The following is a 22934-nucleotide window of genomic DNA, read 5'->3' on the forward strand; positions in this document are numbered from 1 at the left end:
GGCATCACGTATAAATAGGGGATGTTTAGCGGCCGTTCAGAAAAACGGGGATGGGTCCACCGGCATGGCGGCAGGCGATATTCCGCGCACAATGCTCAGATTGGATCTGTTCAAATCCACCAGCGTCACATCGGTATAACGCTTGTATTTGGCGGAATAAAAGCATTTCACCACAGGCGACAGGGCTTTGCGGCCTTCGGTTTCCCAGACAATGCCCATGCGGCCATCGGACAATTCCACCAGTGAACCGGCAGGATATACCCCGATGCAGCGAATGAATTCGTACACCAGATGCTCGTCCAGATGTTTGGGGGTCAGGCTTAGCAGGATTTTAAAGGCCGCTGACGGACTCATGGCCTCTTTGTAACAGCGGGTGGCGGTCAGGGCATCATAGATATCCACAATGCAACTCATGCGCCCGTGCACTGGCAGCTGATCGCCTTTCAGGCCTCGAGGGTAACCGTTGCCGTCGAGTTTTTCATGGTGCATCAGGCACACGTCCTTGCTTATCTGGGACAATCCCTGCGCCTCGTTCATGATGTCAATGGCGTAAGTCTGGTGCAGCTTTACCTGTTCGAACTCCTCCGGCGTCAGTTTGCCCGGTTTGTTGAGCAATTTATCGTCGACCTTGATTTTGCCGATATCGTGCAAAATGCCGCCCACCGCCAGTTGTTGCAGCATGTCGCGGTCATGGCCTAGATAACGGCTGAACGTCACCAGCAGCACCGCCACATTGACGGAATGCTCCAGCAAATAGGCATCCTTGGAGCGCAGCGCCGACACGCATTTCAGGGTGTTGGGCATTTTCATCACCGCATCGATGATGTTTTCCGCCAGGGCTTCCACTTCGGCAATCACAATCGGTTTGCCTTCAAAGGTGTCAGACAACACCTTGCGCACCAGCCCCCTGGCTTCAAACAACAGATCCCGGGATTGTTTGTGTGCCAGCTCTCGGTGCTGACCACTACTCATCGACAAGCCGTTGGCAGCAGGTAGTACGGGCGTTTTATCCATGGCAAAGGATGAACGGGTGGGGTCTACCCATACAAAATGGATGCCCTTGGTTTGCAGCTGGGTGACCAGGTTTTGGTGTTTCACCAATCCGGCACTGGTGATGGTCAGCCGCTCGCTGTGGTCAATGGCCGACACATACATGCCGACTTTCAGGCTGGTGACGGGAAGTTTGATTAATGCGTTTTTTTCACAAGCCGCTGCCACGTATCGCTCCAGTACAAAATCGGGGCCAAGTTACCATGGGGTGATCTTGTACCTTCACGTACAAAATAACGGCGACATTATACTATAGTCGTAGATGGTTTTGGGGAGGGAAGCCGCAGACGAGTGAAAGAAATTTGAGCGAGTGCCAAGGATAACGCCAGGATGCCAGATGGATCACTTGCACATAGTTGGCATCCTGCAATGAACCCGCCCGATAATGTTACCCCACCCGCTGGGCAGCTTCAGGCCGGGCTACCCGTAACTGGCCATCGGCCAACTGCCAGGTTTGGGTGGCGGCCACGGCCAATGGCCGATGACTGCTGACAAGCACGCTGCACCCCTTGCTCCGCAGCTGGTTTACCAGTTGCCACAGCTGGTTGCTACGGGCATTGTCCAGCCCGGCCAAAGGCTCATCCAGTAACAGCAGTGACGGCCGGTAACAGGCCTGAGAAGCCAATGCCACCAGGTGCTGCTGCCCGTGGGACAACAACTGTGGCGATTGCTGCGCCAAGGTGGCAAGCCCCAAGGATTCCAGCCAGTGAATCGCAGTGCCCAAGGGCAGTCCAAAGCGTTGCAGGCTGTAATTGAGTTCGTTATGTACCGTGGCTTCAAACAACTGGCGCCGGGGACGCTGCATCAGCACGCCCAGCTGCTGTCCGAGCGCGCCGGGTTTCGGGCTCTGGCCAAAGAGTTTCAAGGGCAGCGGGCAAACATCCGACTGCAGCCCGGCAATGGCTTTTAACAAACTGCTTTTACCGGTACCGTTATCCCCCACCAGGGTGATCAACTCCCGGCGGCCGATGGTTAATGGCTGCTCGCACCGCAACAGCACAGGCTTGCCCGGATAACGCAATTCAAAGGGGGCGGCACTGAGCATTAACGGCGATTCGGGCAAAAAATCCGCCGGTGGCACCGGTGCTTCTCCGTGGTAACACCCGGGGAGCAACCGGCCATCATCCAGTTGCCAAAAGTGGCTGGCCACCTTTGCGAATGCCTGGGGGTGGTGTTCGGCAATCACGACCGCCAAACCATCCCCGCACAGTTCGCTAATCACGCGCTGCAGATCTGCAATGCCGTTGTCATCCAGCTGGGCCCATGGTTCATCCAGCAGCAAAATACTGGCATTGCCGGCAAGCTCTGCCGCCATCATCAAACGATATTTCTGCCCCAGAGACAGCTGGCTGACCGGGCAATCCAGCGCCACAAACAACCCGACACGACGCAAGGCGGTTTGCACCCGGTCAATCATGTCATCCCGGGAAAGCCCCTGATGCTCCAGCACCAGCGCCACTTCGGCCCCTACGGTTTGCCGCTGCAATTGGGGCTGGGGGTCTTGCATCACCAAGCCGCAGTTCAAACCGCTACCACGCACCAGCTCGCCTTCAAAGGGGCGCTGGTGCAATCCCGCCAGTAAACGTAACAAGGTGGATTTGCCAGCACCGGTAGGGCCAGTGATGCAGTGACAGCTCCCCGGGGTAATACAGAGATTCAGATCCCTGAAAATCCAGGGCTCCATGCTGCCATAGTTAAAATGAAGCCCGTTTAGTGCCAATAATCTCATACTTCAGTTCTGCCGGTTGCTGCTGTGCCATCTTGCGTTGTCATCTGCCCGGATAACCGCCACCAAAAGCCATTGCCTTGATGCAGCCATCATCCTTGAGTCATCTGCTGCCAAGCTATCCAAAAACCGTTCCATTAAGGCAGGTTGCCATGAAATTTCACCGTTATCGCCACGAATGGGCCGCATCACGGCGCGGATACGCCAGCCAGGGGCTTGAAGAAATGATGGGAGATGACGGATAAATCCAGATAAGCCAACTATTTTCAGGATATATAACAAAGCCTCAAGCAGCGCGACAGTAAAAACCAGTCAGGATCGATTATTTTAACCAAATGACGTAACGCTCAAGGTATGGAGTGGACAATATATCGCACTGTTACAGTACAATATGTAATTATGTCCACATTCAACAAATGCAATTAAGCAACAACTGATAAATATCACGTGGAATTTCACACTGTGGCCGCCCATAACTTGACAGTACCGGCTCCTGACTTTAGTTTGTGTGGCATATTCCTATCATCGGCGCTGTTCTGCCGAGCAAGGTTGTTGTAGAACCGTTCCGGAGCACCATTTGTCTGTATTATCCCTGTCAAAGGCTGTCATTTCTCTGAGCGACAGGCTCTCCCAGTTATTGGATCATCCCCAGCAGTCGGGTATTTTGCAGTTGGTTGAAGAGGTGACTCTTCCGCCGTTAATGTCATGGCTGGCAACCCAGCAGCACTTCCCCAAAATCTATTGGCAGGGACGGGATCATCGCGAAGAAGTTGCCGCCATTGGCAGTTGTCTGGACTTACGATTTACCGAGGCGGTGGATGACGCCAAACTGCTGCAGATTTACCAGCAGCAACGGCAATGCGCCCATAGCGCGGATGTGCGATTTTACGGCGGAGTGGCCTTTGACCGGCGACTGGCCTCCTGGCCCGAATTCGGCCGGGCCCGTTTTCTGGTGCCACGGGTGGAATTAAGGCGCAGTGAAACCTGTGGCCAGCTGATTGTTAACCTCAACCTCAATGAGCAAACACTGGCCCAGCAGGTGAGCGCCGCGCAAACCCTGCTGGCCGAACTGCGCCCGGCCCAGCCCTTGACGCCGCCGCAGAAAACCGATGTGCTGAGCCGCACCGACATGCCGGATTTTCCCCGTTGGTCACAGCTGGTCACCCAAGTGACGTCGGAAGAATTCAACCGTGAAACCCCCAAAGTGGTGTTATCCCGGCAAACCAAACTGCAGGTGTCCGACACACCGGACCCATGGACCGTGCTGGCATGCTGGCAAGGGCGCAATCCCACCAGTTTCCAGTTTGGCTTCCAGTTCAGTGCCAAACACAGTTTCATCTCCTGCACCCCTGAACGCCTTTATCGTCGTCAGCAAGACCAGCTGGTCACCGAAGCGCTAGCGGGCACCACCGTGCGGGGGCTCACCCCAGAGGAAGATGAACAGCTGGCGCAGCAGCTGCTCGATGATCATAAAAACAGCCATGAAAACCAGTTTGTGGGCACTCACATTGTGTCGGAACTGACGCCGCTGAGCGCCCGGGTAAATGCGGACGAACCGCTGAAAGTCTTCAAGCTCAATCATATCCAGCATCTGCACCGGGTGATTAAAGCCCATTTGCGGCCGGAGATTTGCGATTTCCAGCTGTTGCAGTCGCTGCACCCCACCCCGGCAGTGGGCGGTTTTCCCAAAGCCTCGGCGCTGGATTACATCGCCGCCCATGAGGGATACAACCGGGGCTGGTACGCCGGCACCTGCGGCTTTTTGAGTTCGGAGCTGAGCGAGTTTGCCGTGGCCATTCGCAGTGCGTTGCTCGAACCGGGCTGCATCAACCTGTTTGCCGGTGCCGGCATTCTTACCGGCTCGGATCCCGCATTGGAGTGGCAGGAGCTGGAAAACAAGCTGGCAACCATCATGTCGATTCTGGTGGATTTCTAAGCCCTTGTAATCTGCACACTGCCGTCTATAATGTGCGCCCGTCCGATAGTACGGGCAGAGCGGGTTCCCTCACCCCGCGTAACCAACCAAAAAGGCTTCATATGCTGTTATTGACTCCCGCGCAGATAAAACGCGCGTTATGGCTGCTTGTCAGCTTTCACATCCTGATTATCACCGCCAGTAACTATCTGGTGCAGTTACCGTTTCAAATCTTCGGCTTGCATACCACCTGGGGTGCTTTCAGTTTTCCGTTTGTATATCTGGCCACGGATCTGACGGTGCGCATCTTTGGCCAACATGCTGCCAGGCGGATAATCTTTTTTGCCATGTTACCGGCGCTGGGCGTTTCTTACGTGATAGGCGTGCTGTTTCATGACGGGCAATTCCAGGGAATTGCGGCACTTGGCAACGGTAACGATGTGGTATTTCGCATCGCCTTTGCCAGCTTTGCCGCCTACCTGATGGGACAGCTGATGGACATCAAGGTGTTTGCCGCCATTCGCGCCAAATATGCCTGGTGGGTGGCACCGTCTGCCTCCACCGTATTTGGCAATCTGATTGACACCCTGATTTTTTTCAGCGTGGCGTTTTATGCCTCCAGCAACGATTTTATGGCCAGCCACTGGCCAGAAATTGCCGCGGTGGATTACAGCTTCAAACTGCTGATTAGCTTTGCGCTGTTTTTACCCGCTTACGGTGTATTGCTGCGCTATTTGCAGGACTGGATCCTGGATGCCGGCGCCCAGACCCGCTTTTCCTGATGCATCAAGGGCGCCTAGCGCCCCTGATTGACGCGCCTTATGCCAACGCGGCTTTAATTCTTTGGCTCAAGGCGTTGGACTCCGCCCCGGCACAAACGTATTCATCGGCCTTGCAGCGGTTTTGCTTCTCGTCATCAAAGTGCACGAATTCCGGTTTTTCCAACAATTCGTCCGCTTTGTAACGAAACAGCACCTGATAAACAAAGTCTATGAAAATAATGTACTTGCGTGGTAAATATGCCCGTTTGGGGAAAGAGACCGCCAGCACGTTGTGCTCCATGGGGAAATCTTCCAGCAAAGGCACCAGCTCACCGTTTTGGATGGCCGTTTCCACAATCATTGGCGGCAGGGCGGCAATGCCCAAGCCGGCAATGGCCACCTCCCGGGCAAGGGTGATGTTATTCACCCGGAACTGGATTTTGGGCTTGATGCTCTGCCACTGCTGTCCGTCAAAAATGCGGAACTGGCCATCTGATGGCAGCTTGGCCAGCGAAGTGTAAAGGTCGATGTATTTGTGTTTCCACAACTCTTCCGGGCGCTGGGGCCGGCCAAAACGGGCAATATAATCCGGGCTGGCCACCAGCATGGTGGAGGTGTTGAACAGCCTGTAGGTTTTCAGGCGGGCATCGTCTATCAGCCCCACGTGAAACAAAATATCAATGCCTTCACCAATCAAGTCCACCTTGCGGTTACTGAGTTCGGTTTCAATGCAGATATCCGGATAGGACTCCAGAAAACTGGCAAATACCGGCCCCATGAACAATTGCCCCATTTCAAAAGGGCACACCACATGCAAATTGCCTTTCACCCGCTCTTGGCTGGCGCTGAGCTGGGCCTCGGCATTTTCCAAATCCAGCAGAATCTTGGTGATTTTGTTGTAATACTCGGAGCCGGCTTCGGTTAAACGCAACGCCCGCGTGGTGCGAAACAGCAACTGCACCCCGGTTTGCTTTTCCAAGTCGGCCACTTTGCGGCTGACGGTGGTTTTAGTGAGCCCCAAGGCTTTTGCCGCGCCGGTAAAGCTTCCCTGCTCCACCACCTGGGCAAAAATCTGTATCCGGTTAAGATCCATTATTGTTTCACCTATGCAACAGTGAGTGGATTATTTAATGACTAATAAATTTAATGTCACAGTTGTAGAATAACTGGCCTTGTGCTGCCAAGCCAACCACTTTTACAAGGCAAAGTCCCTTGAATGCCGTCTGGAACAGTGGTGTGGGCCGGTATTGTCATCGGGATGCAAAATAAGATGATGAAGGTGGGTTATCCCAAAAAATGGGCAATGCAGTGCCATTGCCTGGGTGAATGGCCCGAAAACCTGACACTTTAATGAAATTTTACCATTTTAAATTTTCCCTTTTATTCGCACTTGTTAATAATGGTCACCTGCACAAGGATGCAGACAACCGGCGGAATGGCCATGGGCGCATCAACACACCGATGACAGCGCCCACATCCCGGACAAGTCGACTATTGATAGGAGTTCTCATGCGGCAGATATTAAAAGTTGCCTCAATTATAAGTATGGCGTTATGGCTCAACGCCTGCGGTGCAGAAGCGAGTCAGGCACAACAGCCCACGAGTCCGGCCATAGAAGTGGGCGTATCTCCTGTCAAAACCGTGGTGCAAGAGTTAACCACCGTGTTGCCCGGGCGCAGCAAAGCCTATCTGGAGGCGGAAGTGCGGCCCCAGGTCAGCGGCATCATTCTCAAGCAGAACTTTACTGAAGGCGGTTATGTAAAGCAGGGGCAGTCCTTATACCAGATTGACCCGGCCACTTATCAGGCCAGCGTGCAAAATGCCCAAGCCGAACTGGCCAATACCCAGGCCAAACTGGCGGCCGCCACGGCCACCTACAAGCGCTATCAGGCACTGCTTGGCAGCAATTTCATCAGTCAGGCAGATTTTGATACCGCCGAAGCCACATACAAGCAGGCACAAGCGGCGGTGCAAATGGCCAAAGCGGCATTGAACACCGCCAACATCAATCTTAACTACACTGCGGTGAAAGCGCCCATTGCCGGCCATGTGGGGAAATCCAGCGTCACCCCCGGCGCCCTGGTCACGGCCAATCAGGCCACCGCTCTGGCCACCATTCAGCAATTGGACCCCATTAAAGTGGATATTGTGCAGTCCAGTGCCCAGATGCTGCAGTTAAAAGCCAACCTGCAATCCGGCAAGCTCCAGAGAAACGACAGCCCCAAGGTCAAACTGATACTGGAAGACGGCCGGGAATATGCCCACGAAGGCGTACTGAAATTTGCCGAGGTGAGTGTGGATAAAACCACTGGTTCTGTCACCATGCGCGCCGAGTTTCCCAATCCGGATGGCTTGCTGTTGCCCGGCATGTATGTGCGGGCCATTGTGAACATGGGCACGGATCCCAAGGCGATTCTGGTACCGCAAAAAGCCATCACCCGCAATAATCAGGGTCAGGCAGTGGCCATGGTGGTCAATGACCAAAGCCAGGTGGAGGCCCGCATTGTCACCACGGCCCAGAGCATTGACAACCAGTGGCGCATCACCCATGGCCTTAAGGAAGGCGATCAGCTGATTGTGCAAGGCCTGCAAAAAATCCGTCCGGGTGCACCGGTAAGCGCAAAAGTGATTTCAACTTCAATCCAGCAATAACAGGGCGGAATTTATGGCACGTTTCTTTATTGATCGCCCCATCTTTGCCTGGGTGATTGCAATCCTCTTAATGCTGGCGGGGGTGCTGGCGCTCAAATCCCTACCGGTATCCCAATACCCCAAGATTGCGCCACCCACCGTAGTGGTATCGGCCAACTATCCTGGCGCGTCAGCGCAAACGGTGGAGGATTCAGTCACGCAGATTATCGAGCAAAGCATGACCGGGCTCGATCACATGCGTTACATCACCTCCACCAGTGACAGCTTTGGCAACGCCCAGCTCACCATCACCTTCAATACCGAGGCCGATGCGGACATTGCCCAGGTTCAGGTGCAAAACAAGCTGCAAACCGCCATGACCTTGCTGCCCCAGGAAGTGCAGGCACAAGGGGTGCGGGTAAACAAATCCACCTCCGGCTTTTTGATGGTGGTGGGATTTATTTCCACCGATGGCAGCATGAATAAGGCGGATATTGCCGACTTTATCGGCTCCACCATCAAGGATCCCCTCAGCCGTGTGGCGGGCGTAGGGGAAACCCGGCTGTTTGGCGCCCAGTATGCCATGCGCATCTGGCTCGATCCGCTGAAACTGACCCAATACAACCTGACCACCGCGGATGTGGTAACAGCCATCAAGGCGCAAAATGCCCAAGTGGCCGCCGGCCAGTTTGGCGGAGCTCCGGCTGTTAAAGGCCAGCAGTTGAATGCCACCATTACCGCCCAGAGCCGCCTGCAAACCCCAGAGCAGTTCCGGCAGATCATTTTGAAATCCAGCGACAGCGGCGCCAACGTGTATCTGGCCGATGTGGCACGGGTTGAGCTCGGTGCAGAAAGCTATAACGTGTCGTCCCTGTATAACGGGCAGCCGGCCAGCGGTTTGGCCATCAGTCTGGCCACAGGTGCCAATGCGCTGGATACCGCCGAAGCGGTTCGCGCCAAACTGGAAGACCTGCGCCCCACCTTCCCCCAGGGGTTGCAGATTATCTACCCCTATGACTCCACCCCCTTCGTGAAAAAATCCATTGAGGGCGTAGTGCACACCCTGCTGGAAGCGATTGTGCTGGTGTTCGTCATCATGTACTTGTTCTTGCAGAACTTTCGCGCCACATTGATTCCCACCATTGCGGTACCGGTCGTATTGCTGGGCACCTTTGCCGTGCTCTCTTTTGCCGGCTACAGCATCAACACCCTCACCATGTTTGCCATGGTACTGGCCATCGGTTTGCTGGTGGATGATGCCATTGTGGTGGTGGAAAACGTTGAGCGGGTCATGGCGGAAGAGGGATTGGGCCCCAAAGAGGCCACCAAAAAATCCATGGGACAGATTACCGGCGCCCTTATCGGGATTGGTGCCACCCTGTCGGCCGTATTTGTGCCAATGGCCTTCATGTCCGGCTCCACCGGGGTGATTTACCGCCAGTTCTCCATCACCATCGTATCGGCCATGGCGTTGTCGGTGATTGTGGCGATTGTGCTCACCCCGGCACTTTGTGCCACCATGTTAAAACCCATCCACAAAGGTGAGCTGCACACCCAGAAAGGCTTTTTTGGCTGGTTCAACCGCGGTTTTGAACGCTTTACCTCAGGTTATGAAGCCAGCGTGGCCAAGATTTTGCGCCGCTCCTTCAGGATGATGCTGATTTATGCCTTGCTGGTGGGGGTGGTTGCCTGGATGTTCACCCGCATGCCTACCGCCTTCCTGCCTGATGAAGATCAGGGCATGTTGATGTCGATGACCATCCTGCCACCGAACTCCTCCCAGGAAAGCACCGAAAACGTCCTTAAAAAGGTATCGGCCCAGTTCCAAACCGAAGCCGGGGTGAAATCCGTCTTTACCGTAGCGGGCTTCAGCTTTGCCGGACAGGGACAAAACATGGGAATGGCATTCGTCAGCCTGAAAGACTGGTCGGAACGTACTGGTCCCGGAGAGGATGTGCAGTCCATTGTGGGTCGCTCCATGGCCGCATTTTCCCAATACAAGGAAGCCATGGTCTTTGCCTTTGTGCCCCCGGCAGTGCTGGAGCTGGGTACGGCCAACGGCTTTGACATGTACCTGCAGGATCTTACCGGGCAGGGCCATGACAAACTCATCCAGGCCAGAAACCAGTTACTGGGCATGGCGGCACAGAACCCCAAACTCATGGCGGTTCGCCCCAATGGTCAGGAAGACTCGCCCCTCTATCAGCTGGATGTGGATTACGAGAAACTCAAGGCATTGGGCGTGGATATCAGCAGTGTTAACAGCACGCTGGCCACCGCCTGGGGCGGCGCCTATGTGAATGACTTCATCGACCGTGGCCGCGTGAAAAAGGTTTACGTGCAAGGTGAAGCTAGATACCGCATGCAACCTGACGATTTGGACAAATGGTATGTGCGCAACAGCGCCGGTGAAATGGTACCATTTTCCGCATTTGCCACCGGCCACTGGGAGTACGGCTCGCCCCGTCTGGAACGCTTTAACGGGCTGTCAGCCGTAAACATTCAGGGCTCTGCCGCACCGGGATTCAGCACCGGGGAAGCCATGGACACTATGGAACAACTGGCACAGCAGTTACCACCGGGCTTCGGGCTGGCGTGGAACGGCATCTCTTACGAGGAACGGCTCTCCGGCAACCAGGCACCGCAGCTGTATGCCTTGTCCCTGCTGGTGGTGTTCCTGGTACTGGCGGCGTTATATGAAAGCTGGTCCGTACCCATTGCCGTCATTCTGGTTGTGCCACTTGGGGTTATCGGGGCGCTGCTGGCCATGAACGGCCGCGGTTTGTCCAACGATGTATTCTTCCAGGTGGGATTGCTGACCACCGTGGGGCTGGCCACCAAAAACGCCATTCTGATTGTGGAATTTGCCAAGGAATACTACGAAAAAGGTGCCGGACTGATTGAGGCCACCCTGCATGCAGTGCGGGTGCGGTTACGCCCCATCTTGATGACCTCCCTGGCCTTCGGCTTGGGTGTGGTTCCTCTGGCCGTCAGTACCGGTGCTGGCTCTGGCAGCCAACACGCCATTGGTACCGGGGTACTAGGGGGGATGATAAGCTCCACCTTCCTGGGGATTTTCTTTATCCCGGCATTCTTTATGGTGGTGGAGCGCCTGTTCAGCAAACGGGAGCATGCCTTGCCCCAAGAGCCGCATAAGCAGTAAGCATCCTTGACCTAAACGGGCATGGATTGAGTGCCTGTGACAAAAAGCCCTCCACGGTCATCACCGGCGGAGGGCTTTTCATTAAGGGCAACACCCGGCATCATGGGAGAAACAGGATTACGGACAATCGAAAATCCCGGGGGATTATAGGGTGAAAAAAAGGCAAAAAAATAGACCCTGGGGGAGGGTCTAAAAGGCAAACTATGAACTAATCGCTCTAACCTAAACCATGTAACAGTGCCAATTTACCTTGTGTCCACTGAACAAAAGCTGAACAGTGAGTGGGCAACAATCAGCAAATCCGATGGGATAAATACCAGGTAGCCATATTCCCTCATCAATCAGGCCATTTAATCCCACATTTTATAGGTTGATTTACCAATAGCTGATTTGTTCACCTGCGCTAATATCATTATTATTTAAAAGAATCAAATAGATATGATTTAACAGCCAACAAAAAGTTAACATTTATACAAGAAATTACACTTTTTGATGCGTGATTGTTAAAATCACTTGTTTATACGTCAAAAACAGCCGTTTTTAATCAGGATGAGTCAAAATATGCCGTTTTATTGAGCTTGCGATAATGCGGAGTTCAAGCGGGTTTCAGGGAAATAGAAACGCTGCCGATAACACTTTTGCTATGATAAAAAAGACAACAGCTTATCCGGAGCACCATGCCAAGGCTATCACTACTGACACTCATGTCATTGCTGTTATGTTTAAGCCCTGCCGGCCACAGCGCCGACGCCCCGGCCGTGCGGGTGATTATTGCCCATGACCCCTTGGCCCATGCGCCAAAAACGCCAAAAAACCAGGAAAAGGTCTATCGCTCCCACAGTAACGGCATCACCCGTTTTAGTGATCGCATTCCCCTTGCCGGCCGTTATGATGTGCTGTTGTTTGACTGCTACGCCTGCGATCCCGCCTCAACCATCAATTGGTACCAAACACCACTGTTTCGCCGCAATTACCAAACAGAAATTGCCAAAGCCGCCAAACATTACCAGCTGGAGCCTGCGCTTATCCGGGCGGTTATCCATGCGGAGTCGGCCTTTGATGCCTCGGCCAAATCCCGCAGCGGCGCCATGGGTTTAATGCAGCTGATGCCGCAAACTGCTCAGGCACTGGGGGTGAAAAACGCGTTTTCCGTCAGTGAAAACATTGATGCGGGCAGTCGCTACCTGTCCCAGATGCTGCAGCGTTTCAAGGGCAACATCAGCCTTGCCTGCGCCGCCTATAATGCCGGCCCCAGCAATGTGGCACGCCACAACGGCATTCCGCCCTTTGCGGAAACCAAAGCCTATGTGGAGCGGGTACAGATTTTACTGCAGCGTTACCGCGCCAGCTGAATCACTCCGCCACTTCCCATGTCACCTGATAATCGCCATCAGCCCCCAGAAGCGGCTGTAAGCTGGCCAGCATATCCCGGGCAATGTCATCCAGTTGCCATGGCGGATTGATAATCCACAATCCGGCAGCGGTCATGCCAAATTCATCGGAGTCTGGCAATACGCGTTGCTCGATGCGCAACTGGCGACGGATGCCGCTCTCTTTCAGACGCTGCAGCATGGCTTCGGTCTGCTGACGATGCACCACCGGATACCACAGCATGTACACTCCGGTGGCAAACTTGCGGTGAGCCTTTATCAGGGTGTCGGCCACCAGCGTGTAGTCGGTCTTGATTTCATAACTGGGGTCAATCAGGATGAGCCCGCGCCGCTCTTTGGGCGGCAATGCGGCCAACAGGCCTTTAAGGCCGTCGCCGGCCACCAGTTTCACCTGCGGGTCATTGCCAAAATACTCGGCCAGCAACTGTTGATCCGACGGATGCAGCTCATGGATCAACATCCTATCCTGTGGCCGCAAATTCATGTCTACCAGCGCCGGAGAGCCGGGATAAAAGGCCAGTTCATCTTGCTCTTCATTAAAATGGCGCACATTGTCCAGGTAGGCTTGCAGGCTGTCAGGCAGTGATTGCTGTTGCCAAAGACGGCCGATGCCGTCATGGAACTCTCCGGTTTTTTCGGCAAATTCATCACTCAGGCTATAGCCACCCGCACCGGCGTGGGTGTCGATATACACCAGCCCTTTCTCTTTTTTTTGCAACAGGGCCAGCGCTTGCAACAACACTGCATGTTTCAGCACATCCGCATAGTTGCCGGCGTGGTATCCGTGACGATAACTGAGCATAACGATTTCCAACATGTCAAAGAGGCGGCATTATAAGATTCATTGCGCTAAAAAGCACCCAAAGGAGAGTATCACCCACCGACGGGCTTTGGCATAATGCCGCTACCCCTGATGATCCCGAGAACCGTTTTGAAATCACCCGTAACCGCCGTCTATTTTGACCAGCAGCACCCACAACTCGCCGCCCTGATGGCACAGCATCAGCTGCAGTTTGATGAACAGGCGCAGTTTGAAATGGCCCTGATAGACGGTATGCTGAATCTACTGAAACGTGATGAGCCCAAACTCGGTGGCGTGCATGTGGATTTTACCGCCGGCGCCGTGGCCCATCGGCGCAAATTCGGTGGCGGCAGGGGTCAGGAAATCGCCAAAGCAGCGGGGCTGAAACAGGGGATGAGCCCCACGGTGCTGGACAGCACTGCCGGGCTGGGACGGGATGCTTTCGTGCTGGCAAGCTTAGGCTGTCAGGTATGGCTGATTGAACGCCACCCCGTGGTAGCCGCCTTGCTGGCTGACGGGCTGCAACGGGCCTATGCCGATAAGGAAATCGGCACCTGGATGCAACAACGGATGCAGCTGTTACCTTGGGGAACCACACTGGAACAGCTCACGCCAGCACAACTGGCCATAGACGTGGTGTATTTGGATCCCATGTATCCCCACCGGGACAAAAGCGCACTGGTCAAAAAGGAGATGCGGGTATTTCAACATCTGGTCGGCGCCGATGAAGATGCCGCCCATTTGCTGCAACCGGCGCTCAGGCTGGCGCACAAACGGGTGGTGGTCAAACGCCCGGATTATGCCGAAAACCTGGATGACACCGCCCCCACACTGGTTATCGCTACCCGCAAGAATCGCTTTGACGTTTATGTAAAAGCCGCCATGATGTAACGGTAAACCCCATTGGCCCGGAGGTGCTTCATGCTGACAATGCTGCGGGATTATCTGCGGTTGCTGCTGTTTTTTGCCGGTACCCTGGCAGGCTTGCAGATCCCGGGATTTGTGGATCAGTACGGTAAAAGCCTGCAGGCCCACCTGGCCGAGGCCAACCGCCAGCTGGCGGGGTTTCAAGCGGATGCCGAGCGCTACTTTGGCGGTAATCTGGAGCAGTTGATTGCCCATTATGCCGCCAGCAACGACCCGATATTCAATGCCGGAGGTGACAACCTCAGCAGCATGGCACAGCGTCGTTACTTGCTGCAGGATGCCCTGCAACGGTTCCAGCGCAATGCCTACAGCCCTTATAGTGAGCTGTTGCTGCATCCTTTGGCGGACATTCGCCGGGAAGTCTGGCAGCATTACAGCCACAACGTGTTACTGAAACCCGATGCCATGGCCTTTGGCCTGCTCAGTGGCTTGCTGCTGGCAATGGCGACAGAAGCCCTGCTGGGCTTGTTATGGTGCATGTTGCGCTGGCCGTGGCGCCGGCCCCAACCACAATGAACATCCACAACTTACACAAGGACTCGCGTTATGATTGCACAAGGTCAACGGTTACCGGAAGGTACGCTCAGTGAACTCACAGCAGACGGCATGGTGGAACATCAGGTCCGGGAGCTGTTTGCCAAGAAAAAAGCGGTCATGTTTGCCGTGCCAGGCGCCTTTACCCCCACTTGCTCCAATGCCCATCTGCCGGGTTATGTGGCGCTGGCGGACGAGTTCAAGGCCCGTGGCGTCGAGCTTATCATCTGCCTGGCAGTGAATGATGCCTTTGTGATGAAAGCCTGGGGGGATGATCAGAATGCCTCTGAAATCATGATGCTGGCAGATGGCAATGGCGCCTTTACCAAGGCGCTGGGGCTGGAGTTTGATACGGGCAGTTTTGGCGGCCTGCGCTCTCGCCGCTATGCCATGCTGGTAGAGGATGGTGTGGTGACCCTGCTAAATGTGGAAGCCCCCAAAGCCTTTGAAATCAGCGATGCCCGCACCATGCTGGCAGCGCTGTAAACCATACGGTGATGTTATTCCCGGGGCAGCTTCACGGTGGCGCGCAAGCCACCCTGGGGGCGGTTTTCCAGCAGTATCTGCCCTTGATGGCGCTCCACAATGCGCTTGATAATGGCCAGCCCCAACCCTGAGCCAACACTGCCCCGGGCGCTATCGCCCTGGGTAAAAGGCTGAAACAACTGCGGTATCTGCTCCGGGCGGATCCCCGGCCCGTTATCTTCCACACAAAAATGCACCCAGTGCTTATCCCAGCCGGATTTGACGCAGATCCAGCCATTGCCGTAACGCCGGGCATTTTCCAGCAGATTGGCCACCACCCGCTTAATGGCAATCACATTCATCTCCATCAACGGGCAGTCTGCCGTCAGCTGCAGTTCAATGCCTTGCGTGCGTTTGGCCTCCAGCTGCACCACATCTTCAATGAGCTGGTTAATCTGGGCCGATTCATGGGGCTGCTGATCCTGGCGGATATAGGCAATAAACTGATTGATGATGGCATCCATGTCCTCAATGTCATTAATCATGCCTTCCTGCAGGTAAGCATCTTCTGCGGCCATCATCTCCGATGCCAGACGAATGCGGGTCAGTGGCGTACGCAAGTCATGGGAAATTCCCGCCATCAACAGTGCCCGGTCCTGCTCCAGCTGTTTCATGCTTTGCGCCATTTTGTTGAAGGTGCTGGTCACTTCAATAATCTCGGAGGAGCCACTGAGGGGTAAAGGATCGGGGAAATCCCCGCGAGACACGGCCATGGCCGCTTTTTGCAAGCGCCGTAACGGCCGGTTTTGCTGCCGGGCAAACCACCAGCCACCGGCCACGCTCAAGGCCCCGATAACCAGCAGATACAGGTTCAGCGGAGACAGGGCGTTTTCATTCCAGCTGTTCAGCGGCACGTTAATCCATACCGATGGCGCCTGGGGGGGGCGGATCCAAATCTGCAGGCCGTTATCATGCTGGGAAATCCGCACTTCGGCCTCACCTCCCAGATACTGGGACATCTGGCTGGATAAAAACCCGTAGTAAGTGGTGCTTTCAATGCCCGCTTCCCGGGCTTGTTGCTGGTTGTATACCTGCATTTCGTCGCCGTGCACCTTGGCGTTAAGCGCATCCACCATGGTCAGGTGCTCGCGGCCGATATCCACGCCGTCAGCAAACAGCAAATTGATTTGGCGGGCGATCAACTGGTTAATCTGCTGGTAGCTGGGCTTGATGAAATAAACCGTCACCGTAAGGTAAGACACCAGCTGGTTAATCAGCAGCAAGCAGCCAATCAGCATCACCGTTTGGCTAAAAGCACTGCGCGGCAGCAGCCGTTGCCACCAGCGAAGCTTCATTTGCGCTGCGCACCGTCCGGCACAAACACATACCCCAGGCCCCACACGGTCTGGATATAACGGGGATTGGCAGGATCTTTCTCAATCAGGCGCCGCAGGCGCGACACCTGCACGTCAATGGAACGCTCCAGCGCCGAGTAATCCCGCCCCCGGGCCAGGTTCATCAGTTTGTCCCGGGACAAGGGCTCCCGGGGATGGGTCACCAGCACTTTAAGCACGGCAAATTCACCGCTGGTCAGCGCGATGGACTCATCATTGTGGTACATCTCGCGGGTGGCCAGGTTCAGGCTGAACTCGCCAAACTCCACCAACGCTTCCTGCTGGGAAGGAGCACCGGGGATCTCCTGTGTCTGACGGCGCATCACCGCCTTGATGCGGGCCAGCAATTCCCGGGGGTTGAACGGTTTTGGCAGATAATCGTCTGCCCCCAGTTCCAACCCGATAATCCGGTCAACTTCATCCCCTTTGGCGGTAAGCATCACAATGGGCAAGTTGCTGCCCTGTTGCCGCAGGCGGCGGCAGATGGACAGGCCGTCTTCGCCGGGCAACATCAAATCCAGCACCAACAGGTGAAAATTTTCCCGTTCCAGCAAGCGATCCATCTGCTCGGCATTGGCGGCACTGCGCACCTGAAATCCCTGTTCCACCAGATAACGCTCCAATAAGGCCCTTAGCCTCATATCATCGTCAACCACCAGAATTTTGGAAGTTTCTTGTCCCATGGGAGAGTTCCTTAAAGCAAACGAAAGCCCGCAAAACGGCGTCAGGCCTGAGGTTGCTCCATAGTAACCGAAAACGGGCCGAACGCGCCAAAATTTAGCGGTTCACCCGGCAAAAAAGCCCCAGGGACTTTGTAACAGGAATTTAATTGCCGTGCTCACCAAGCCCTTTCATTTTATTAAGTTTTTAATGATAAACATCAGGAATGCACCAGATCGGCATCGGTCAGGCTCACCCCCTTGATTTGCGCAAACAAGGCCGCCCCCGGCTGCAACGCCAGCTCATCCAGCGACCAGCGGGTAATGTTGGCCCATAATGGCGTGCCCGCCAGTTGCAGCCGCAATTGCACATAATCACGGTTATCCGTGTCGTTAACCTGTTCCAGTGTCACCGGCAAGATGTTGCGGATGCTGCTGCCCACCGGCTTTTGGGTACACACGGACACCTGGTTGCTGTGCACCCTTACCCGGATGCGCTCGCCTTGATCACGCAGCACTTTGTTCACCCACAAGCTGGCACCGTTATCCAGTTGCAGGCGGGTCATGGCGTAATTCCCGTGGGTTTCGGCCACCGTGGCCTGCAACAGGGAACTCTGCTCCTGCTGGCTCAGCCAGGGGCGCAGCTCGGCGCTGTCCCAAACCTGGGCCAACGGCCCGCTGATCACCGCCCGCCCCTTGTCAATCACCAGCATGTGATCGGCCAACTGCAAAATCTCATCCAGACTGTGGCTAACATAGACAATGGGCAGATTGAACTCCCGCGCCAAACGCTGCAAATAGGGCAGCAACTCCCGCTTGCGGGGCAAGTCCAGTGATGCCAGCGGTTCATCCATCAACAGGATTTCCGGTTGGGTCAGCAGCGCCCGGCCAATGGCCACCCGCTGTTTTTCACCGCCAGACAAACTGGTGGGATAACGCTCCAGCAGGCTTTCCAACCCCAGCAGCTGCACCACGGTGTCAAACTCGCTGCTTTGCCGCTGGCCTTTACGGCCATAATTGAGGTTGCCCCGTACCCGATAATGGGGGAACAAGCGGGCGTCCTGAAACACGAAACCCGCATTGCGTTTTTCCGGCGGCAAATTGATTTTTTTGGCCGAATGATACAGCCAGCGATCTCCCAGTCGAATCTCCCCGCTGTCAGGTGTGGCCAGCCCACCCAGAATGTTAATCAACGATGTCTTGCCCGCACCGCTGCGACCAAAGACCGCACTGACCCCCTGCAATGGCAGCTCTGCCGCCACATCCAGCAAAGTGGCACCCAGCTGCCGTTTTACCTTGATTGTTAACATGAACCGTGTGCCCTCTGTTGCGCCCGTTTACCCAGCCATTGTGATGCCACCAGCGACAGCAGCGAAATCACGATGGCAATGACGCACAACCGCCCGGCTTGGGCTTCGGCACCCGGCGTTTCAATAAAGGAGTACATGGCCAGCGGGATGGTGCGGGTTTCACCGGGGATATTGGAAACAAACGTGATGGTAGCGCCAAACTCGCCCAAGCTGCGGGCAAAGGCCAGCACCATGCCGGAGACAATGCCCGGCGCCGTCAACGGCAAGCTGATGGTGAAAAACACCCGCCAACGGCCGGCGCCCAAGGTACGGGCAGCCTGCTCCAGCCGGGTGTCCACCGCTTCAAACGCCTGGCGAATGGCCCGCACCATCAACGGAAAGGCCACCACCGCCGCCGCCAGCGCGGCACCGCGCCAGTTGAAGGAGAAACTCACGCCAAAGGTTTGATACAACCAATGCCCCAGCCAGCCAGAACGCCCCATGGAAATCAGCAGCAAATAGCCAATCACCACCGGTGGCAATACCAACGGCAAATGGATGAGCCCATCGAGCAGGGATTTACCGGGAAAATCAAAACGAGCCAGCAGCCAAGCGACGAAAATCCCCAGCGGCAGGCTGCAACACACTGCCGTAAGGGATACTTTCAGGCTCAGTAGCAAGGCGGCGACTTCATACTCTGTCAGTAACGCCAAAACCGCACCTATTTATTTAAGAATAAAACCGTATTTACTGAACACGGCTTTAGCCGCATCGGTTTGCAGATAGTCATAAAACGCCTTGGCCGCCGCAGTGGGTTGCTTGTTGACCAGCGCTACCGGATAACTGATGGGCTTATGACTTTTTTCAGGGAAAACCGCCAGGGTTTTTACCTTATTGGAAATCTGCGCGTCGGTAGCATACACGATGCCCAACTGGGCTTCACCGCGTTCCACCAATGCCAGGGCGGCCCGCACACTATTGCTACGTGCCAGCAAGGGCTCAGCCTGTGCCCACAGCCCCAGTTTTTCCAGTGATTGCTTGCCGTAACGGCCGGCAGGCACATGATCAGGGTCACCTACCGCCAAGCGGCTGCTGCCCACGGCCTTTTGCAAATTCCAGCTGGCAGAAATGCTCACCTCGTTAATCGGGCTGCTTTTGGGCGCAATCAGCACTAATGCGTTGTGCAGCAGCGTGATGCGGCTAGCGCTGTCCACCGCTTGATTTTCCACCAGATAATCCATCCATTTCTGGTTGGCGGACAAAAACACCTCTGCTGGAGCGCCCTGCACTACCTGCCGGGACAGCGTGGAGGATGACGCAAAAGAGAATACGGTATCGGTGCCGTTGGCCTTGTCAAAATCATGACCGATGTCAGTCAGGGCATTGGTGAGCGATGCCGCAGCAAATACGGTGATTTTTTCTTTGGCACTTGCCCCAAAACTTAATACCAGTCCCAGCGCAGATGCCAGGAACACGCGCATCATTGGTTTCATTATGCTTCCTTTTTAAACAGATCAAATAAGTGTGAGTGTGAAGGTTATGCGTTATATACTCTACTATATATCGTTAAACAACTCATTCTCTCAGTTTCGTGATCCGAGGTGGTTTTTACGCCGGGATTGAACGAAAATGTGGATAACACCCAAGCAGGCAAGAAGAGCTATGGATCTCAAAGCGCTACTGACACTGAATAACCAACAAAAACTGTTTGCCAACCCCAGGCGCATCCAGTTGTTGCTGCAGATTCAGGCAACCGGTTCCATCAGTCAGGGGGCTCGGGAAGCCGGGATCAGTTACAAGGCCGCCTGGGATGCGGTCAACGACATGAATCAGCAGGCAGAAGCCCCGCTGGTTGCCAGGGAAAAAGGCGGTAAAGGCGGAGGCGGGGCCCAGCTGACCCCTTTTGGACTGCGGTTGCTCAAGGTATATGCCCTGATGGATCAGATGCAGGATATGGCGCTGGAGGCCTTGCTGGATGAAGCCGTGCCCATGGATAACCTGCTGGAGCTGATGGCGCACTTCTCGCTGAAAACCAGCGCCCGCAACCAGCTGACCGGCGAAATCGTGGCGTTGCAGGGAGATACCCTCAGCGACAATGTGCTGGTGCAACTGAGCAGCGGCCAACAGGTACATGCCGCCATTACCCACACCAGCACCAAACGTCTGGGGCTCATACCCGGCAAAAAAGTGCTGTTGCTGTTAAAGGCACCCGCCGTGCTTATCCATCCCCAGCCAGTGCCCCATCACAACTGCATTCGCGGCCAGCTGCTTGATGTAAAACGCAACGATGACAAAAGTGAAATCACCCTGGATATTGGCAGGCACGAGAAAATCTACGCCTCTGTTGGCAACAACACCCTCGATGGCATACCGCTGCAGCTTGGGGATCATTTTTACGCCAGCTTCAGCGCAGACAACACCATCATCGCCACCATGGATTAACCCACAAGGCATAGCCATCATATAAAACGATACCAATGAGCAAAGCACACCTTATCACCCGCAAGGGCTGGGAAGCCCTTGACCGGGAACTCAAATATCTCTGGAAACAATACCGCCCCGAAATCACCCTGAAAGTGCAGGAAGCCGCAGCCCAAGGGGATCGCTCGGAAAATGCCGATTACACCTACAACAAGCGCCTGCTGCGACAAATCGACCGCCGGGTGCGCTATCTGGCCAAACGGCTGGATGAACTCACCATTGTGGATTACTCCCCCAAACAGGAAGGCAAAGTGTATTTTGGCGCTTGGGTAGAGCTGGAAAACGATGCCGGCACCATCGTGCGCTACCGCATTGTGGGCAAGGATGAAATTGACACCAAAAAAGGCTACATCACCATCGACTCCCCCATGGCCAGGGCATTGATAGGCAAGCAGGTGGATGATGATGTCAGGGTGCAAACCCCATCTGGCATGAAGGAGTGGTACGTGAATGCCGTGCAGTATCAGCCCTTCGAGCCGGAGGACACCCCATAAAGCCTATGTGAACATTCCTGCCACAATGCCACATGATGCCTATGGGATCACACAACTGCGCAGACGTAACATTTGTGTCCACAGCCGGTGGTATTGATAGGATGTTGAGGGAAAATGCGTTGGTTACCCATGCGCCTGTTATGAAAAATCCGGATATTACCCATGCAAAATGTTAAATACCGTTTACCTGCCGGCGGCATCGTTCGCCTGATATCGGCCATCACCTTGTTATTGGCGGCCTGTTTTTCCGCGCAAGCCACGCCCGTGGACAATGGCAGCTTTGTGGCTGACCGCTCATGCCCGCTCTACCAGTCAAAGAACAAACAGACCAATCCGGGAGCCCACTACAGCACCCCGGGGCAAACCTTTGTGGTCAAAGAGATATTGGGAGAACCCAACCCGCACTGGCTAAGGGTTGTCACCAATGCGCCCACATCGCCTTTGCGCTGGATTGCCGCAGAGTGCGGCCACGTTTCCGCCCCCAATCTTGCCATGGCACCCTCGGGCAACCAGTGTGGCTTACAGCAAAGCTTTGACAGCCAAATCCTGGCACTGTCCTGGCAAAGTGCCTTTTGTGAATTGCGGGGGGCCAACAAACCCGAGTGTCAGGCGCTGACCCGAAGCAGTTATGCCGCAGGACATTTCACCCTCCACGGTTTGTGGCCCAACAAAAGCAGTTGCAGCAGGGGTTATGGCTATTGCGGCAAAGTGAAACAAAAACCCGGCAATTTTTGTGATTATCCGCCACTACAACTCAGCGATGAAACTGCCAGCGCCCTGAAACAACTCATGCCCAGCTATGCCGCCGGAAGTTGTCTTGAACGTCATGAGTGGTGGAAACACGGCCGTTGCCGCGATACCCGGCCAGACAGCTACTACCAGCTGGCCATGGCGCTCACCCAGCAGGTGAATGCAGCAACGCCACTGATGGCGTTTATACAGAAAAACCTTGGGCATACCGTACAAAAGCAGGATTTTTTGCACGCGTGGCAGCAAGCATTCGGAGCGGACAGCATACATAAACTCACCCTCAAATGTGACAAACAGCTGCTCAGTGAAATCCGCATTTCACTCCCGGCCAGCACCACTGAAAATGCCGCGCTGCCCCAGCTGTTATCCGAGGCCGGCACGGTGCGCCCCGGCAATTGCGGCCGCAGTTTCCGGATTGACCGCCCTTAAGCAAGTGATAACGGGGCAACACCTTGGGCTTTGTATGCCGCGGGTTGCCCATCTTCTGCCCTCACCATGGTGC

20 protein-coding genes are annotated in these 22934 nt (G+C 55.0%); 11 read left to right on the plus strand and 9 right to left on the minus strand.

The features are described from left to right. Positions 1 to 36 precede the first annotated feature (36 nt). Together ACIDEJ_RS11605 and ACIDEJ_RS11610 are read right to left on the minus strand one after the other, a co-directional pair. A complete protein-coding gene (locus ACIDEJ_RS11605) occupies positions 37 to 1218 on the minus strand; it encodes an HD-GYP domain-containing protein (protein WP_411988229.1) in 1182 nt (393 codons plus the stop codon). Between the two features lie 220 nt (positions 1219 to 1438). After that, positions 1439 to 2779 (minus strand): ATP-binding cassette domain-containing protein, encoded by a 1341-nt coding sequence (locus ACIDEJ_RS11610; protein ID WP_411988230.1) that lies wholly within the window; start codon positions 2777 to 2779, stop codon positions 1439 to 1441. Between the two features lie 574 nt (positions 2780 to 3353). Between ACIDEJ_RS11610 and ACIDEJ_RS11615 the strand changes: the two genes are divergently transcribed. Together ACIDEJ_RS11615 and ACIDEJ_RS11620 are read left to right on the plus strand one after the other, a co-directional pair. Then, positions 3354 to 4712 carry an isochorismate synthase gene (locus tag ACIDEJ_RS11615; protein WP_411988231.1) on the plus strand — a complete coding sequence of 453 codons (1359 nt, stop codon included), beginning with the start codon at positions 3354 to 3356 and terminating at the stop codon, positions 4710 to 4712. Positions 4713 to 4813: 101 nt separating this feature from the next. Then, on the plus strand, positions 4814 to 5473 hold the full coding sequence (locus ACIDEJ_RS11620; RefSeq protein WP_411988232.1) for a 7-cyano-7-deazaguanine/7-aminomethyl-7-deazaguanine transporter: 660 nt from the start codon (positions 4814 to 4816) through the stop codon (positions 5471 to 5473). A 37-nt stretch (positions 5474 to 5510) separates the two neighbouring features. Here the strand turns inward: ACIDEJ_RS11620 and ACIDEJ_RS11625 are convergent, their stop codons facing one another. Continuing rightward, positions 5511 to 6545 (minus strand): LysR family transcriptional regulator, encoded by a 1035-nt coding sequence (locus ACIDEJ_RS11625; protein WP_411988233.1) that lies wholly within the window; start codon positions 6543 to 6545, stop codon positions 5511 to 5513. Positions 6546 to 6961: 416 nt separating this feature from the next. On the opposite strand from ACIDEJ_RS11625, the gene ACIDEJ_RS11630 reads away from it, so the two are divergent. The 3 genes from ACIDEJ_RS11630 (at position 6962) to ACIDEJ_RS11640 (ending at position 12598) form a co-directional block, all read left to right on the plus strand. After that, positions 6962 to 8104, plus strand: coding sequence for an efflux RND transporter periplasmic adaptor subunit (locus tag ACIDEJ_RS11630; protein WP_411988234.1), 1143 nt, complete (start codon positions 6962 to 6964; stop codon positions 8102 to 8104). Positions 8105 to 8117: 13 nt separating this feature from the next. Then, positions 8118 to 11246 (plus strand): efflux RND transporter permease subunit, encoded by a 3129-nt coding sequence (locus tag ACIDEJ_RS11635; RefSeq protein ID WP_411988235.1) that lies wholly within the window; start codon positions 8118 to 8120, stop codon positions 11244 to 11246. A 677-nt stretch (positions 11247 to 11923) separates the two neighbouring features. Beyond that, positions 11924 to 12598 carry a lytic transglycosylase domain-containing protein gene (locus tag ACIDEJ_RS11640; RefSeq protein WP_411988236.1) on the plus strand — a complete coding sequence of 225 codons (675 nt, stop codon included), beginning with the start codon at positions 11924 to 11926 and terminating at the stop codon, positions 12596 to 12598. 1 nt (position 12599) lies between these two features. Here ACIDEJ_RS11640 and ACIDEJ_RS11645 read toward each other — a convergent pair whose 3' ends face one another. Next, a complete protein-coding gene (locus ACIDEJ_RS11645) occupies positions 12600 to 13439 on the minus strand; it encodes a 23S rRNA (adenine(2030)-N(6))-methyltransferase RlmJ (RefSeq protein WP_411988237.1) in 840 nt (279 codons plus the stop codon). 111 nt (positions 13440 to 13550) lie between these two features. On the opposite strand from ACIDEJ_RS11645, the gene ACIDEJ_RS11650 reads away from it, so the two are divergent. The 3 genes from ACIDEJ_RS11650 to ACIDEJ_RS11660 are packed head-to-tail and all read left to right on the plus strand — an operon-like array spanning position 13551 to position 15386. Further along, positions 13551 to 14330 (plus strand): class I SAM-dependent methyltransferase, encoded by a 780-nt coding sequence (locus tag ACIDEJ_RS11650; protein WP_411988281.1) that lies wholly within the window; start codon positions 13551 to 13553, stop codon positions 14328 to 14330. A gap of 30 nt (positions 14331 to 14360) precedes the next feature. Further along, positions 14361 to 14882, plus strand: coding sequence for a DUF2937 family protein (locus ACIDEJ_RS11655; RefSeq protein WP_411988238.1), 522 nt, complete (start codon positions 14361 to 14363; stop codon positions 14880 to 14882). A 30-nt stretch (positions 14883 to 14912) separates the two neighbouring features. Beyond that, the gene (locus ACIDEJ_RS11660; protein WP_411988239.1) at positions 14913 to 15386 is read left to right on the plus strand and encodes a peroxiredoxin; all 474 of its coding nucleotides are present in this window, start codon (positions 14913 to 14915) and stop codon (positions 15384 to 15386) included. Between the two features lie 14 nt (positions 15387 to 15400). On the opposite strand, the gene envZ is transcribed toward ACIDEJ_RS11660, so the two are convergent. From envZ to modA, 5 genes are all read right to left on the minus strand, one after another. After that, positions 15401 to 16720, minus strand: a complete 1320-nt coding sequence (gene envZ, locus ACIDEJ_RS11665; protein WP_411988240.1) for a two-component system sensor histidine kinase EnvZ — start codon at positions 16718 to 16720, stop codon at positions 15401 to 15403. Beyond that, positions 16717 to 17442, minus strand: coding sequence for an osmolarity response regulator transcription factor OmpR (gene ompR / locus ACIDEJ_RS11670; protein WP_411988241.1), 726 nt, complete (start codon positions 17440 to 17442; stop codon positions 16717 to 16719). The genes envZ and ompR overlap by 4 nt, the downstream gene beginning before the upstream one ends. A 197-nt stretch (positions 17443 to 17639) precedes the next feature. After that, positions 17640 to 18728, minus strand: a complete 1089-nt coding sequence (modC, locus tag ACIDEJ_RS11675) for a molybdenum ABC transporter ATP-binding protein ModC (protein ID WP_411988242.1) — start codon at positions 18726 to 18728, stop codon at positions 17640 to 17642. Continuing rightward, on the minus strand, positions 18722 to 19420 hold the full coding sequence (gene modB, locus ACIDEJ_RS11680; RefSeq protein ID WP_411988243.1) for a molybdate ABC transporter permease subunit: 699 nt from the start codon (positions 19418 to 19420) through the stop codon (positions 18722 to 18724). Before modB ends, modC begins: the two co-directional genes overlap by 7 nt. Before the next feature lie 12 nt (positions 19421 to 19432). Then, positions 19433 to 20200 carry a molybdate ABC transporter substrate-binding protein gene (gene modA, locus ACIDEJ_RS11685; protein WP_411988244.1) on the minus strand — a complete coding sequence of 256 codons (768 nt, stop codon included), beginning with the start codon at positions 20198 to 20200 and terminating at the stop codon, positions 19433 to 19435. Positions 20201 to 20369: 169 nt separating this feature from the next. On the opposite strand from modA, the gene ACIDEJ_RS11690 reads away from it, so the two are divergent. The 3 genes from ACIDEJ_RS11690 (at position 20370) to ACIDEJ_RS11700 (ending at position 22861) form a co-directional block, all read left to right on the plus strand. Then, positions 20370 to 21149 (plus strand): TOBE domain-containing protein, encoded by a 780-nt coding sequence (locus ACIDEJ_RS11690; RefSeq protein ID WP_411988245.1) that lies wholly within the window; start codon positions 20370 to 20372, stop codon positions 21147 to 21149. Between the two features lie 35 nt (positions 21150 to 21184). Next, entirely contained in the window at positions 21185 to 21682 is a 498-nt protein-coding gene (gene greB / locus ACIDEJ_RS11695; protein ID WP_411988246.1) for a transcription elongation factor GreB, read from the plus strand. Between the two features lie 162 nt (positions 21683 to 21844). Next, on the plus strand, positions 21845 to 22861 hold the full coding sequence (locus ACIDEJ_RS11700) for a ribonuclease T2 family protein (protein WP_411988247.1): 1017 nt from the start codon (positions 21845 to 21847) through the stop codon (positions 22859 to 22861). Positions 22862 to 22934: the final 73 nt, after the last annotated feature.

Origin of the sequence: Shewanella mytili, assembly GCF_046765975.1 — a bacterium.
Classification (GTDB): domain Bacteria; phylum Pseudomonadota; class Gammaproteobacteria; order Enterobacterales; family Shewanellaceae; genus Shewanella; species Shewanella mytili.

What these genes read in the sequence shown, in the direction of transcription:
- ACIDEJ_RS11610 (WP_411988230.1), bottom strand. Translation starts at nt 2,779, where the DNA reads ATGAGATTATTGGCACTAAACGGGCTTCATTTTAACTATGGCAGCATG.
- ACIDEJ_RS11620 (WP_411988232.1), top strand. Translation starts at nt 4,814, where the DNA reads ATGCTGTTATTGACTCCCGCGCAGATAAAACGCGCGTTATGGCTGCTT.
- ACIDEJ_RS11625 (WP_411988233.1), bottom strand. Translation starts at nt 6,545, where the DNA reads ATGGATCTTAACCGGATACAGATTTTTGCCCAGGTGGTGGAGCAGGGA.
- ACIDEJ_RS11630 (WP_411988234.1), top strand. Translation starts at nt 6,962, where the DNA reads ATGCGGCAGATATTAAAAGTTGCCTCAATTATAAGTATGGCGTTATGG.
- ACIDEJ_RS11635 (WP_411988235.1), top strand. Translation starts at nt 8,118, where the DNA reads ATGGCACGTTTCTTTATTGATCGCCCCATCTTTGCCTGGGTGATTGCA.
- ACIDEJ_RS11640 (WP_411988236.1), top strand. Translation starts at nt 11,924, where the DNA reads ATGCCAAGGCTATCACTACTGACACTCATGTCATTGCTGTTATGTTTA.
- ACIDEJ_RS11645 (WP_411988237.1), bottom strand. Translation starts at nt 13,439, where the DNA reads ATGCTCAGTTATCGTCACGGATACCACGCCGGCAACTATGCGGATGTG.
- ACIDEJ_RS11650 (WP_411988281.1), top strand. Translation starts at nt 13,551, where the DNA reads ATGATCCCGAGAACCGTTTTGAAATCACCCGTAACCGCCGTCTATTTT.
- ACIDEJ_RS11655 (WP_411988238.1), top strand. Translation starts at nt 14,361, where the DNA reads ATGCTGACAATGCTGCGGGATTATCTGCGGTTGCTGCTGTTTTTTGCC.
- ACIDEJ_RS11660 (WP_411988239.1), top strand. Translation starts at nt 14,913, where the DNA reads ATGATTGCACAAGGTCAACGGTTACCGGAAGGTACGCTCAGTGAACTC.
- envZ (WP_411988240.1), bottom strand. Translation starts at nt 16,720, where the DNA reads ATGAAGCTTCGCTGGTGGCAACGGCTGCTGCCGCGCAGTGCTTTTAGC.
- ompR (WP_411988241.1), bottom strand. Translation starts at nt 17,442, where the DNA reads ATGGGACAAGAAACTTCCAAAATTCTGGTGGTTGACGATGATATGAGG.
- modC (WP_411988242.1), bottom strand. Translation starts at nt 18,728, where the DNA reads ATGTTAACAATCAAGGTAAAACGGCAGCTGGGTGCCACTTTGCTGGAT.
- modA (WP_411988244.1), bottom strand. Translation starts at nt 20,200, where the DNA reads ATGAAACCAATGATGCGCGTGTTCCTGGCATCTGCGCTGGGACTGGTA.
- ACIDEJ_RS11690 (WP_411988245.1), top strand. Translation starts at nt 20,370, where the DNA reads ATGGATCTCAAAGCGCTACTGACACTGAATAACCAACAAAAACTGTTT.
- greB (WP_411988246.1), top strand. Translation starts at nt 21,185, where the DNA reads ATGAGCAAAGCACACCTTATCACCCGCAAGGGCTGGGAAGCCCTTGAC.
- ACIDEJ_RS11700 (WP_411988247.1), top strand. Translation starts at nt 21,845, where the DNA reads ATGCAAAATGTTAAATACCGTTTACCTGCCGGCGGCATCGTTCGCCTG.